Here is a 13,299-nt window from a genome sequence, read left to right on the forward strand (position 1 = left end):
CCGTAATTAATCAAGAAGAAAAAGCTGATTATGAATATACACGAATATCAAGGAAAAGAAATTTTAAGCAGCTTCGGAGTGCGTGTTCAGCGCGGGACCGTGGCCAGAAACGCCAAAGAGGCGGTTGATGCCGCAAAGGAACTAACCGAACAAACCGGTACCGGATGGCACGTGATCAAGGCTCAGGTGCATGCCGGAGGCCGTGGTAAAGGTGGAGGTGTAAAGCTGGCCAAGAACCTTAAAGAAGTAGAAGAGATCGCAGGTGAAATAATCGGGATGAACCTGGTAACACCTCAAACTTCTGCTGAAGGTAAAAAAGTACACCAGGTACTGGTTGCTGAAGATGTTTATTATCCTGGAGACAGTGAGCCGGAAGAATACTATATGTCTGTTCTTCTGAATCGTAACACCGGTCGCAATATGATCATGTATTCTACTGAAGGTGGAATGGATATCGAAACCGTGGCTGAAGAAACTCCAGACCTGATATTCACCGAAGAAATTGATCCGGCAACCGGATTGCTAGGCTTCCAGGCAAGAAGAATTGCTTTTAACCTTGGGCTTAGTGGCCAGGCATTTAAGGAAATGACCAAATTCGTGATGTCTCTTTATAAAGCATTCGAAAAATCTGATTCTTCCTTATTCGAGATCAACCCGGTTCTAAAGACAAGCGATGACAAGATCCTTGCAGTAGATGCAAAAGTGACTCTGGATGATAACGCGCTATTCCGTCATAAGGATTATGCAGAAATGCGAGATATTCGAGAGGAAAACCCAACCGAAGTAGAAGCTAAGGAAGTGGGGCTTAACTATGTAGACCTTGATGGTAACGTAGGATGTATGGTGAATGGTGCCGGATTGGCAATGGCAACCATGGATCTTATTAAAATGGCCGGTGGAGAACCTGCTAACTTCCTGGATGTTGGTGGTACTGCAGATGCTAAAAGGGTAGAGGAAGCTTTTAGACTGATCCTTAAGGATGATAAGGTAGAAGCTATACTTGTGAACATCTTTGGAGGAATCGTTCGTTGTGACCGTGTTGCACAGGGAATCGTAGATGCCTATAAGAATATGGGAGACGCGATCAATGTTCCAATTATCGTAAGACTTCAGGGAACCAATGCTGAAAAAGCCAAGGAACTTATTGACTCCAGCGGACTCAAAGTTTATAGTGCAGTTGAATTCAAAGAGGCTGCAGATAAGGTACAGGAAGTACTTTCTTAAAAACTGTTTCAGAATATTAAAAACCCGGCAGAGAAATCTGGCGGGTTTTTTTGTTTGTTATGATTTCTGAAAATTGGCATGATTTGAATTGTGAATAAGCCTTTCCAAACGCTCATTTTTGATAATTAGGTAATTAAAGTGCTAAATATTTGCAAAAATTGCGGTAAAAGGGCCTAAAATTATTAGTTATTAACCGAAAACGTTTTAGTTTTTTCCGAAATTAGGTTATCCTATTGAAATGAAATAGCTTTGAGCTAAATGAAGGGAAAAATTAAAAATATAGCGGTCTTAACATCTGGAGGAGATGCTCCTGGAATGAATGCCGCCATTAGAGCTGTTGTTCGTGCCTGTTCGTTCTATAACCTTGATTGTACAGGTGTTTACAGAGGTTACCAGGGGCTTATAGAAGCCGATTTTGAAAAATTGGACGCCAGGTCTGTTCGAAATATTATCAATAAAGGAGGAACTTTTCTTAAATCTACCAGGTCTGAAGATTTTAAAACCAAGGAAGGTAGGAAAAAAGCTTACGAAAGTTTAAGGAACAACAATATTGACGCCCTTGTGGTGATTGGTGGAGATGGAACCTTTACTGGAGGGCAGAAGTTCTCCCAGGAATTTGATTTTCCTATTGTTGGGATCCCGGCAACTATCGATAATGATATAGATGGGACCGACTATACCCTTGGGTACGATACTGCACTTAATACGGTGGTAGAAGCAATCGATAAGATTCGCGATACCGCGAGCTCGCATAATAGGCTGTTCCTGATAGAGGTTATGGGAAGGGATGCCGGAGATATCGCGTTGAATAGCGGGATAGGTGCCGGTGCCGAGGAAATCCTGATCCCGGAAGAAAATCTTGGAGTAGAGCGATTGATCGACTCCCTTAAAAGGAGCAAGAAATCTGGAAAAACTTCGAGTATCATCGTGGTTGCAGAAGGAGATAAAAGCGGAAAGAACATTTTCGAACTTGCCAATTATATAGAAGAGAATATGGATGAATACGAGATCCGGGTTTCGGTTCTTGGTCATATTCAAAGAGGTGGATGCCCAAGTTGTTTTGACAGGGTTCTGGCCAGTAAACTGGGAGTTGGAGCTGTTGAGGCTTTAATGGAAGGAAAGACTGAAGTCATGATAGGTTTACATCATAAAAAAGTTGTTACTGTAGACCTTACTACAGCAATCAAAGGAGAAGTTAAACTAGATAAAGAATTACGAAGGGTGGCAGACATCACTTCGGTATAATTTAAAAACCAAAATAAGATGAGTACTAAAATTGGAATTAACGGATTTGGACGTATCGGGAGAATTGCTTTCCGAATTGCGGCTCAAAATAAAGATGTAGAAGTTGTAGCGATCAACGACCTGCTGGATGTAGATCACCTGGCATACCTTTTAAAATACGATTCTGTTCACGGAAAATACAATGGAACAGTTGAGGTAAAAGATGGAAATCTTTTCGTTGACGGAAGCAAGATTCGTGTAACTTCAGAAAAGAACCCGGCAGACCTTAAATGGGGAGATGTTGGAGCTGAAGTGGTACTGGACTGTACCGGGATCTTCACCGATAAAGATAACGCCAAGGCTCACCTTGACGCCGGAGCCAGAAAAGTGGTGATCTCTGCACCCTCTAAAACTGCTCCTATGTTCGTAATGGGTGTAAACCACCAGGATGTAAAGGCAGACGATCATATCGTTTCTAACGCTTCCTGTACTACCAACTGTCTTGCACCACTTGCAAAAGTGATCGACGATGAATTTGGACTGGTTGAAGGATTGATGACAACCGTTCACGCGTCTACATCTACCCAATTCACAGTAGACTCGCCATCTAAAAAGAATTTCAGACTGGGAAGAAGCGCCATGGCGAATATCATTCCTAGTTCAACCGGAGCTGCAGTGGCAGTGACCAAAGTAATTCCTTCATTGAAAGGAAAACTTACCGGGATGGCATTTCGTGTACCAACCACAGATGTTTCTGTAGTTGACCTTACCGTACGTACCGAAAAGAACACCTCTTATGATGAGATCAAAGCTGCGTTCAAAAAGGCGGCAGATGGACCACTAAAAGGAATCATTTCGTATACTGAAGAAGAAGTGGTAAGTCAGGATTTCGTTTCAGATGCTCATACCTGTAATTTTGATGCAGGAGCAGGGATCGCCCTGAACGATAATTTCTTCAAATTGATCGCCTGGTATGATAATGAATACGGGTATTCAGCTAAGTTGATAGACCTGGCAGCTCACGTGGCAACTTTATAAGCCTTACAGCTAAAGAAAATTCAGTATTGGAGCGGATTATTTACTACTTTTAGCCGCTCCAAAACTGAAATGGCTTTGGTTTTTTCTAATTCTTAAAATAACACATGATTTTAATCGCTGACGGAGGTTCCACTAAATGTGATTGGATTCTTCTAAATAACGAAGGTGAACAGGTATTTAAGACCAGAAGTAAAGGTCTTAACCCGGCAGTTTTTCAGGAAGCAGTGCTGGAAGAAAGGCTTGCCGAAAATCCTGAACTGGCCGAAGTTAAAGATTCTATAGAAAGAGTTCATTTTTATGGTGCCGGGTGCGGTACACCTACGCCAAGGGAATTGCTTCGTAGCATCATCGCGAATTACTTTACCAATGCTGATGAAGTGCAGGTAATGGAAGATACCGTAGCGGCTGTCTATGCGGCTACTACCGAACCTGGAATAGTTTGTATCCTGGGTACCGGTTCCAATAGTTGCTATTTTGACGGGAAAAAGATAACCCAGGCAGTGGATTCACTAGGTTATATCCTTATGGATGAGGCCAGTGGTAATTACTTCGGAAAAAGACTTATCAGGGACTATTATTACAAAAGAATGCCTCCTGAAGTAGCCGAAAAATTCGAGCAGAAGTTCGATCTGAATTCAGATACGATTAAAATGAACCTCTATCGAAAGGAAAACCCGAATACCTACCTGGCTCATTTCGCTGAATTTATTTTTACGAACGAACGTAATGGATATTTTTACAAATTGCTGCATGAAGGGATCACAGATTTCATTCATTCCAGGGTATTGATCTATCCGCAGGTGACTTCGGTTCCGGTACATTTTATTGGAAGTATAGCGTTTTTCAGTGAAGATATCATTAAAGCTGTGTTGCAGCCTTATAATATTGAGCTTGGAAACATTGTAAGAAGACCTATAGATGCGCTTATCGAATATTACCGCAATCATGTGATCAAAGTTTCCGAATAAGATTTTGTACTCATAAGATTTCAAAGGCTCGCTTTATGCGGGCCTTTTTTTTTTGATATCCCCTGAAATGTCTCTGAATCTCTCTTTGAAGTAAACCGTTAGTCAATTAAATGCTTCTGTCTAATCCGTTTGCTTCTGAATCTTTTTTATTTATTTCCCGTTGGAATGTGTTGTTTTACAGCATGCTAAGTAAAAATGAATTATATTCATTCAAATTTTCAGCATGCTTATTAAGGTTTTTGGAAGCGCAGTCTTCGGGGTAGATGCTACCGTGATCACTGTTGAGGTAGATATTACTAATGGAATAGGGTACCACCTGGTTGGGCTGCCAGATAATGCCGTAAAGGAATCGAGCTACCGCATCGCAGCCGCACTTCAGAACAATGGTTTTAAACTTCCTGGAAAAAAGATCATTATCAATATGGCTCCTGCCGATCTTCGGAAGGAAGGTTCGGCTTATGACCTAACTTTCGCAATGGGTATTCTGGCGGCATCAAAACAAATAAAGGCCGAAAGTATTTCAGATTATATCATTATGGGTGAATTATCCCTTGATGGAAGTCTGCAATCTATTAAAGGAGCGCTACCTATTGCCATACAGGCAAAAAAAGATGGATTTAAGGGCTTCATCCTGCCGCAACAGAATGCCAATGAAGCTGCGATCGTCGCTGGCCTGGAAGTGTATGGGGTTAATAACATAAACCAGGTGATCAAATTCTTTAATGAAGATGAGGCTTTAGAAAGGACTGAGATAAATACACGGGAAAACTATTTTAGTCAGCTGGATAACCTGGAATTTGATTTTGCCGATGTCAAGGGACAGGAATCCATTAAACGCTGTATGGAGATCGCTGCAGCAGGAGGTCATAATATCATCCTGATAGGTCCGCCTGGGGCAGGGAAGACCATGCTTGCCAAGCGTTTGCCTTCCATTCTTCCTCCCATGACCCTTCAGGAAGCCCTGGAAACCACCAAAATTCATAGCGTGGCGGGAAGGATAAGAGAAAACATTGGATTGATGTCCCAACGTCCGTTCCGAAGTCCGCATCATACGATATCAGACGTCGCATTGGTTGGCGGCGGGGCTTATCCGCAGCCTGGTGAGATTTCCCTCTCCCATAACGGTGTGTTATTTCTTGATGAATTGCCAGAATTCAAGCGCAGTGTGCTCGAGGTGATGAGACAGCCGCTAGAAGATCGCGAAGTCACCATTTCAAGGGCTAAGTTCACGGTTACCTATCCTTCCAGTTTTATGCTGGTGGCCAGTATGAATCCTAGTCCCAGCGGATATTTCAATGAACCTGGAGCGCCGGTGAGATCTTCTGCTATCGAGGTTCAGCGATATTTAGGTAAAATAAGCGGTCCCCTTTTGGATAGAATTGATATACATATCGAGGTCACGCCGGTTCCGTTTGAAAAGCTAAATGAAGAACGCAAGGGCGAAAGCAGTCTTCAAATCAGGGAACGGGTGATCAGGGCAAGGGATATCCAGTCTCAAAGATTTAGTGAAATTGGCCATATTCATTATAATGCCCAGATGGGGCCGAGGCAGATCAAGGAATTCTGTCGGCTCGATGATGCTTCCAGACAGCTGCTGAAAACGGCCATGGAAAGGCTGAATCTTTCCGCCAGGGCCTATGACCGTATCCTTAAAGTTGCCCGGAGTATCGCAGATCTTGCTCAAAGCGAGGATATACAGGGTGATCACCTGGGTGAGGCCATTCAGTATCGCAGCCTGGACCGAGAAGGCTGGCTTGGTTGAATATCTTGAGTTTAAATTAACTAAACCTTTCAGGCTTTTTTATATTTTTGAAAATACCAATAACCTAAGCTTGATAAACCTGGGATTTTATTCGCAGGAACAACTAAAAAAGATGAAACGACTATTTGCCGCAATTTTTTGCCTGGCGATCATTGCCTGTAAAGGTGATAAATCCCAGGATAACCAACCTAAAGAACCTAAAACCGATAGTATTACTGAAGATATTACCAAAAGCTTTATGGAGGTAGATCCAATAGTGCTCACGCTCGCCGAGGCAAATAAGCTGGCAGAGCTGCCACTTAATTGCATTGACACCGAATATCCTAATAAACTGGGGCAAACCCTGGAAAATAAAGAAGCTATGGGTGAGCCGCACGAACTGCATCCTGCATTTTACGGGTGTTTTGACTGGCATTCTTCAGTTCATGCACACTGGTCCCTGGTGAGTCTTCTCAAGCAATTTCCAGATCTGGAAAAGAAAGAGGCCATTAGAGAAGCTCTAAAACAATCTCTTTCTGCGGAAAATATACAGGGAGAGCTGGAATATTTCAATCGAAAGGAAAGCACATCTTTCGAGCGCACTTATGGATGGGCATGGTTATTAAAACTGGCTGAAGAGTTGGAAACGTGGGAGGATCCGTTAGGGCAGGAGCTGGCCGAAAATCTTAAGCCTCTTACTAATCTCATCATTGAGCGATATATGGAATTTCTTCCTAAGCTTAATTATCCTATCCGGGTGGGCGAGCATACCAATACAGCTTTTGGACTTGGCTTTGCCTATGACTATGCAGTAACATCTGGGAGAACTGAATTCGAAGAAGCAATTAAAAAGCGAACTCAACAGTTCTACCTTCAGGATGACGATTGCCCTATGGGATGGGAGCCTAGCGGTTATGATTTTATTTCACCCTGTCTTGCTGAAGTAGATATTATGCGCAGGGTGTTGCCAAAAAATGCCTTTAGCATGTGGATAGACGATTTTATGCCGCAACTTAAGAATGAGGACTTTTCTCTGGAGGTTGGTGAAGTCTCAGATAGAACTGACGGGAAACTTGTGCATCTCGATGGGCTCAACTTCAGCCGGGCCTGGATCTTTTACAGCCTGGCCAATCAGTATCCGGAGCAATTCGGACATTTGAAGTCGGTAGCCAATGAGCATGTAGCCCATTCTTTTCCAAATGTGGTGGGGGATAGTTATGAAGGCGGGCACTGGCTGGGAACCTTTGCGATCTATGCACTGCAACAGGCGGGAAATAAGCCTGCCAAGTGAGGCAGTTTTTCAAAGACCTTGGACCAGGATTACTCGTTTCAGCAGCCTTTATTGGCCCTGGCACGGTTACCGTTTGCAGTCTTGCAGGGGTAACTTTTGGATATTCGCTGCTGTGGGCTCTTCTCATCTCAGTGATTGCCTGTATCATTCTGCAGGAAATGTCGGCCCGGCTCGGGCTGGTTTCCGGAAAAGGTCTAAGCGACTGTATCAGGGATGAGGTCAAAAATCCAATTTTCAGGATTATCACGCTTATTTTGATATTCTCGGCGGTAGTTCTGGGAAATGCAGCCTATGAAGCCGGGAATATTAGTGGAGCCGTGCTGGGAATGGAAGCTGTATTTTCCTCGGTCACTTTTAATATCGCCGGCCTTCAGATCAACATGTGGAGCTTACTGATTGGCGGAATCGCCTTTTTACTGCTATTCCTGGGAAGCTATAAGAAGCTTGAAAAGGTTTTTATAGTTCTGGTACTATTGATGAGTATTTCGTTCCTGGTAACCGCCATATTGACGAGACCAGATCTTACAGAAGTCTTCAAAGGTTTTATTCCTGGATCTTTTGATGCAGGTCTTTTAACGATCATCGCGTTGGTGGGAACTACCGTAGTGCCCTACAACCTGTTTCTTCATGCTTCTCTGGTAAGTGAAAAATGGAGCGGGGACAAGTATCTTGGAGCGGTAAGAAAGGAACTGGTATTTTCCCTTTTCCTGGGAGGAACGGTTTCCATGGCTATAGTCATCTGTGCCGCTGCCTCTAATATATCGAACATAGAAAGCGCAGCCGACCTTGCCGTTGGCCTGGAGCCATTGTTTGGCAGTTCAGCTACGATATTCCTGGCGATCGGATTACTGGCTGCCGGGATCACCTCTTCCATTACTGCTCCGCTTGCGGCCGCCTATGTGGTAAAGGGTTGCCTTGGTTGGAAGGGAGGCATGCAATCCAAACGTTTCAGGCTTGTCTGGATGTTGATCATTATCCTTGGAGTGATCTTCTCTTCCCTGGGTATTAAACCTGTTGAGATCATCCAATTTGCTCAAATTGCTAACGGACTTATGCTGCCAATCATTGCAATTTTCTTATTTTGGATAGTTAATCAGGCTTCGGTGATGGGTAAGCATAAGAACAACCTGATGCAAAACCTGGTGGGATCGATCGTGATCGCACTGGCGGTCTTCTTGGGGCTGAAGTCAATTTTTAGTGTAATTCAGAATCTATAGATGGAAAAGACAATACATATTAACTGTGACCTGGGCGAGGGCGGACAGTTCGACGAAAAACTGATGCCTCTGGTTTCTGCATGCAATATTGCATGTGGAGGACACGCCGGAAACCTGGAGAGCATGCATCGAACGGTCAGGTTAGCCATGGAACATGATGTGGAAATAGGAGCGCATCCTTCTTATCCAGACAGGGAGAATTTCGGAAGGAAACATGTGGAAATGGACGAGGAGGACCTTCGGCTTTCTATCGAAGGTCAGGTTTTAAGTTTGAAACAGATCGCCGAATCGGAAGGTGGAAAACTGAGTCATGTAAAGTTGCATGGAGCACTTTACAACGATGCAGCAAAAGATGAAAGGATCGCTGAAAATATCATAAAATGTCTCGAAGATCTGGATGCCGATTTTAAACTTTTTGTGCCTCTGAATTCAAAAATTTCGGAACTCGCCTATGGTAAATTCGACCTGTATTTTGAAGCCTTCGCAGACCGGAATTATAACCCGGATTTCAGCCTGGTTTCCCGTCAGGAAAATAATGCTTTGATCACCGAAAAAGAAGCTGTTTTTGAGCATGTTTTCAGGATGTATAATGATAAAAAAATAAGGACGATCTCGGGAGCAGAAATCGAGGCAAAAGCCGATACTTTTTGTTTGCATAGCGACACGCCATCTTCGGCAGAAATCCTGCATTATCTTCATAAAAAATTCGCAGAAAAAGGAATAGGAGTAAAGAATTCCTGATGGCAGAAAATCCAAAAATATCACCGCTGGGAGATCGGGGGATCCTGATCAAATTCGATGAAAAAGTGGGTGAAGATCTTCTTCATAAACTACTTTTTTATAAAGAAATCATTCAGAATGCGGAGTCTAAACAAAAACTTGAAGTAACAAACACATACGACTCGTTATTAATTAGTTATGTATTCACTATAGAAGATGTCTATGGTGAGGTTTCGAGGTTAGAACAGCTTATTTCCGGGGCTAATATAACAAAAAAGACCAACTATAAAACCTTCTCGATTCCCGTGTGTTATGACCCTGAATTTGGATTGGATCTAGAACATATTTCTGAAGAAAATAATTTAAGTCTAAAGCAAATTATTGAGCTTCATACTGCGCCGGAATACCTCATCTATTTCACCGGTTTTTTACCCGGATTTTTATACCTGGGAGGACTGGATGAAAAGCTTAAAATTTCGCGAAAAAACACACCCCGAAAATCGGTTGAAAAAGGAGCCGTTGGGATAGGCGAAAACCAAACCGGAATTTACCCAAAATCGAGCCCGGGAGGATGGCAAATTATTGGCCGTTCTCCGGTGGAATTATTCGATAAGAACAAAGCAATTCCGAGTCCGTTTTCAGCAGGTGATAAGATCAAATTCTTTTCGGTTTCAAAAGATGAATTTTACGAGATTGAGGAAGACATGAAATCTGGAAATTACTCCCTAAAATTTGAAAAGCATGAAGGCTGAAATGGAAGTTTTACAACCGGGATTATTTTCGAGTATCCAGGACCTTGGCAGATTCGGTTTTCAGAAATATGGAGTACCGCAGTCTGGAGTGATGGATAGATACGCGATGCGAATTGGGAATTTATTGTTAGGTAACCTGCAGGAGGCTTCGGTCATGGAAATGACCTTCCAGGGACCGCAACTCAAATTCAATTCGCCAACCAGGATCTGTATCACAGGTGCAGATCTTTCACCTCAATTAAATAATGAGCCTGTAGAGAATTTCGAACCAATTCAGGTTAAGGAAGGGGATGAGCTAAAATTTGGCCGGAGGAAACGAGGCTTTCGGTCTTACCTCGCAATAGAAGGCGGTTTTGATACCGGGGAAGTTATGGGTAGCCAGAGCTGGTATGAAGGTATTACTTCAGAATTCAGGTTAAAAAAAGGAATGAGGCTGGCCTATTCGGCAGAACAGGTATCAGAAATTGATACGCATTCATCCATCCGGATCGATATGGATTATCTAGAAGATGGAGAAATAGAAGTATACCCGGGACCCGAATTCGAACTGCTTCCTCAAACTCATCGAACCCGGCTATTCAATGCTGATTTTGGTATAGAAGACTCCAGCAATCGTATGGCGGTGCAGTTAAAGGAAACCCTGCAAAATGAACTTGAACCAATTACTACGGGACCGGTTTTGCCTGGAACTATTCAGCTTACTCCTTCAGGTAAAATGATTATCTTGATGCGCGATTGCCAGACTACAGGAGGATATCCCAGGATACTTCAATTATCTGAAACGGGAATACAGGCGCTTGCGCAGAAGATGCCTGGAGAAAGGATTAGTTTAAAGAATATCAACTATACCCATAATGGGGCAAAATAAAAAAGTGCCTCCTAGGTATTAAAGTTATAGAAAAGACCCTACTCAGAACTATAACGTAACCTTGGTCAGCACTTTTTTGCCCCAAAACACTTTAGCTTTATCTAAAATGACATTTCAAATGTATCTCTATGTCTTTTTTCCAACAAGGGGAAAATTCCCCTTTCTCAATCTTAAATATGAGTTCATATATTTTTATTAGTACTTTTAAGAGTAATTAACTAATTGGCAGATAATTAGCCTTAAAATTGAAAAATTATGAAACGACCAGCCAAATGTATTACAATCGACAAAGCACGAAAACTGCAAAAAAAATGGAGAGACACCAGGGGAAAGTTTTTCGAAGAAAATGAAGATTATCAGGATTCCTGCGAAGTATGGTATAGTTTAGACGAACTTCAGGAATATTTGAATTATGTGAGGGATTTATCAGCAGAACAGGGAGTTGAGCATCCGGGAATAAGTATATGGTTTGGAGCTGAGGATAGTAAAGGTAAGCAAGATGGTCTTTCCACAATTTTCCTTATGGCGACTAAAGAAACTTCCGAGAGCGAAAACGCGGTTGTTCAAAATGAATCAGGTAAAACCGATGTAATATTACCTTTATCCGGAAGTAGTTATGAACTAAACGAGTCAATTGATGGTTATAATGATGGAAGCACTAAATGGCCGCCTAGCAAAATATAATAGCTAAGAATTGTGTGGGAGATCTTTATCGAAAAGCGCCTTTATCCAACTTATGTTTTGGAATTCTTAACGGCCCTGGCTGGAATTATTTATCTCAAACAATCGAATGAAGTTAGTAAACCCAATAGATTTTTAGTCTATTTCTTGATTTTCTTATTTTTCATTGATCTGTTCGCGATTGTATATGCCATGTACGGTTATGTATATGATTATAAATTCATAGAATTTTTAAAGGGAACCAGGTTTGAAGGGCACTGGTGGATTGCGAACATCGCATCGCTCATTACAACAACGGCTTATACTTCGTATTTTGCCTTTCAGCTAGGTTCGCACTTCTGGAGGAAACTAATTTTATTTTCAACGATCATTTATATACTGGTTTCAATAATAAGTTATTTTCTTACAGATTATTTCTTTACAACTACAGCACCATTTCCTTATGTTTTAAGCGCCTTCCTGATCTGTTTTGCAATTGCGATTTATTACCTGGAATTATTAAAAACCAATCGGATCTTAAATTTTAAATCGGAATTGGCGATCTACGTATCATTTGGATTATTGATCTATAAATTGGCTATAACGCCGCTTTTTATTTTCCAGCGATACATTAGAGTAAGTGAAAACTTTGAAGAGGTATATGGGATAGTCCTGGACCTGGCCAATATTTTGCTGTATTCCATCATTATCTTCGGGTTCATCAAACAAATTCAATATAATTCCCAACTGAAAAAAGCGGCAAAAGCTTAAGGCTTTTTCCGGAATAAGGATCAGTTACAATATTCCAATTCTCAATCTAAAAAGGGAATCATTTGGGCTTAGCACGTTTTCATGCTGATTTTCAGTCGTGAATTTTCAGAATTTTATGGATATAAAAAAGAGAAGCAAAGAATAAATGAAAGGTGCTTATAAATAAAAAAGTGCTTTCTCGGTACTAAATTATAGTAAAGACCCTACTCAGAACTATAACATAACCTCAAAAGCACTTTTTTGCCCCAAAACACTTTAGCTTTACTAAAATGACTATACCAAATGTAGGTTGTGTACTAAAGCCGGACAAGGGGATTTTTCCCCCTTTTGACTTTTGATATGAAATTATTGTTTGAAAATTATATTTTTAACAAACCAATTACCAACCTATTATTTCAATTATGGAAAAACCAAAAAAGTGTATTTCAAGATCAGAGGCAGGGAATCTTTCAAAAACCTGGTGGAACTCGCGTGGTGAAGCAATTAAAGGAGCTATTAAACATGAAGATGTTTGTGCGGTGAATTTCAGTATTGCCGAGCTGGAAGAATATATTGCCTATGTAAAGGAAAATTCTGAAGATACAGAAGGAGCTGGTATATCCATTTGGTTAGGTTCCTATCCAAAAGATGATGAAAAAGTTCCGAAAAAGAAAAGAGGCTATAGCACTGTTTTCTTATCTCCTACCAAAAAGAAAGCTACCGGAACCTATACCGAAGATGAAAATGATTTTGAAGAAAATGAAGACATAGATCCCTATAACGACGGACAGGGTGTATGGCCTCCCGGTATTTATTAAAAACTTATAACTTATTTAGATCATAAAA

General features: G+C 41.6%; 13 protein-coding genes. All 13 read left to right on the forward strand.

The window, feature by feature from the left end:
• Window positions 1-30 precede the first annotated feature (30 nt).
• The 13 genes from sucC (at window position 31) to MKO06_RS07800 (ending at window position 13,271) form a co-directional block, all read left to right on the forward strand.
• The gene (gene sucC, locus MKO06_RS07740) at window positions 31-1,224 is read left to right on the forward strand and encodes an ADP-forming succinate--CoA ligase subunit beta (protein WP_241551604.1); all 1,194 of its coding nucleotides are present in this window, start codon (window positions 31-33) and stop codon (window positions 1,222-1,224) included.
• A gap of 258 nt (window positions 1,225-1,482) precedes the next feature.
• Complete coding sequence (gene pfkA / locus MKO06_RS07745) at window positions 1,483-2,469, forward strand: 6-phosphofructokinase (protein ID WP_241551605.1); 987 nt, start codon at window positions 1,483-1,485, stop codon at window positions 2,467-2,469.
• An 18-nt stretch (window positions 2,470-2,487) separates the two neighbouring features.
• Window positions 2,488-3,486, forward strand: coding sequence for a type I glyceraldehyde-3-phosphate dehydrogenase (gap, locus tag MKO06_RS07750; RefSeq protein ID WP_241551606.1), 999 nt, complete (start codon window positions 2,488-2,490; stop codon window positions 3,484-3,486).
• 104 nt (window positions 3,487-3,590) lie between these two features.
• Window positions 3,591-4,454 carry a BadF/BadG/BcrA/BcrD ATPase family protein gene (locus MKO06_RS07755; RefSeq protein WP_241551607.1) on the forward strand — a complete coding sequence of 288 codons (864 nt, stop codon included), beginning with the start codon at window positions 3,591-3,593 and terminating at the stop codon, window positions 4,452-4,454.
• 223 nt (window positions 4,455-4,677) lie between these two features.
• Window positions 4,678-6,216 carry a YifB family Mg chelatase-like AAA ATPase gene (locus MKO06_RS07760; RefSeq protein WP_241551608.1) on the forward strand — a complete coding sequence of 513 codons (1,539 nt, stop codon included), beginning with the start codon at window positions 4,678-4,680 and terminating at the stop codon, window positions 6,214-6,216.
• Between the two features lie 112 nt (window positions 6,217-6,328).
• Window positions 6,329-7,486, forward strand: coding sequence for a DUF2891 domain-containing protein (locus MKO06_RS07765; protein ID WP_241551609.1), 1,158 nt, complete (start codon window positions 6,329-6,331; stop codon window positions 7,484-7,486).
• The gene (locus MKO06_RS07770; RefSeq protein ID WP_241551610.1) at window positions 7,483-8,703 is read left to right on the forward strand and encodes an Nramp family divalent metal transporter; all 1,221 of its coding nucleotides are present in this window, start codon (window positions 7,483-7,485) and stop codon (window positions 8,701-8,703) included. Before MKO06_RS07765 ends, MKO06_RS07770 begins: the two co-directional genes overlap by 4 nt.
• Window positions 8,704-9,444 (forward strand): 5-oxoprolinase subunit PxpA, encoded by a 741-nt coding sequence (gene pxpA, locus MKO06_RS07775; RefSeq protein ID WP_241551611.1) that lies wholly within the window; start codon window positions 8,704-8,706, stop codon window positions 9,442-9,444.
• Entirely contained in the window at window positions 9,444-10,175 is a 732-nt protein-coding gene (pxpB, locus tag MKO06_RS07780) for a 5-oxoprolinase subunit PxpB (protein WP_241551612.1), read from the forward strand. Before pxpA ends, pxpB begins: the two co-directional genes overlap by 1 nt.
• A complete protein-coding gene (locus tag MKO06_RS07785; RefSeq protein ID WP_241551613.1) occupies window positions 10,165-11,043 on the forward strand; it encodes a 5-oxoprolinase subunit C family protein in 879 nt (292 codons plus the stop codon). Before pxpB ends, MKO06_RS07785 begins: the two co-directional genes overlap by 11 nt.
• A 255-nt stretch (window positions 11,044-11,298) precedes the next feature.
• Window positions 11,299-11,727 (forward strand): hypothetical protein, encoded by a 429-nt coding sequence (locus MKO06_RS07790; protein ID WP_241551614.1) that lies wholly within the window; start codon window positions 11,299-11,301, stop codon window positions 11,725-11,727.
• A 144-nt stretch (window positions 11,728-11,871) separates the two neighbouring features.
• Window positions 11,872-12,474 carry a hypothetical protein gene (locus tag MKO06_RS07795; protein ID WP_256946163.1) on the forward strand — a complete coding sequence of 201 codons (603 nt, stop codon included), beginning with the start codon at window positions 11,872-11,874 and terminating at the stop codon, window positions 12,472-12,474.
• 401 nt (window positions 12,475-12,875) lie between these two features.
• On the forward strand, window positions 12,876-13,271 hold the full coding sequence (locus MKO06_RS07800; protein WP_241551616.1) for a hypothetical protein: 396 nt from the start codon (window positions 12,876-12,878) through the stop codon (window positions 13,269-13,271).
• Window positions 13,272-13,299: the final 28 nt, after the last annotated feature.

The sequence above is a fragment of the Christiangramia oceanisediminis genome (assembly GCF_022570735.2).
Classification (GTDB): Bacteria; Bacteroidota; Bacteroidia; order Flavobacteriales; family Flavobacteriaceae; genus Christiangramia; species Christiangramia oceanisediminis.

Bases quoted from the DNA above. Each gene is read 5' to 3' on its own strand.
- sucC (WP_241551604.1), top strand. From the start codon at position 31: ATGAATATACACGAATATCAAGGAAAAGAAATTTTAAGCAGCTTCGGA.
- pfkA (WP_241551605.1), top strand. From the start codon at position 1,483: ATGAAGGGAAAAATTAAAAATATAGCGGTCTTAACATCTGGAGGAGAT.
- gap (WP_241551606.1), top strand. From the start codon at position 2,488: ATGAGTACTAAAATTGGAATTAACGGATTTGGACGTATCGGGAGAATT.
- MKO06_RS07755 (WP_241551607.1), top strand. From the start codon at position 3,591: ATGATTTTAATCGCTGACGGAGGTTCCACTAAATGTGATTGGATTCTT.
- MKO06_RS07760 (WP_241551608.1), top strand. From the start codon at position 4,678: ATGCTTATTAAGGTTTTTGGAAGCGCAGTCTTCGGGGTAGATGCTACC.
- MKO06_RS07765 (WP_241551609.1), top strand. From the start codon at position 6,329: ATGAAACGACTATTTGCCGCAATTTTTTGCCTGGCGATCATTGCCTGT.
- pxpA (WP_241551611.1), top strand. From the start codon at position 8,704: ATGGAAAAGACAATACATATTAACTGTGACCTGGGCGAGGGCGGACAG.
- pxpB (WP_241551612.1), top strand. From the start codon at position 9,444: ATGGCAGAAAATCCAAAAATATCACCGCTGGGAGATCGGGGGATCCTG.
- MKO06_RS07785 (WP_241551613.1), top strand. From the start codon at position 10,165: ATGAAGGCTGAAATGGAAGTTTTACAACCGGGATTATTTTCGAGTATC.
- MKO06_RS07790 (WP_241551614.1), top strand. From the start codon at position 11,299: ATGAAACGACCAGCCAAATGTATTACAATCGACAAAGCACGAAAACTG.
- MKO06_RS07800 (WP_241551616.1), top strand. From the start codon at position 12,876: ATGGAAAAACCAAAAAAGTGTATTTCAAGATCAGAGGCAGGGAATCTT.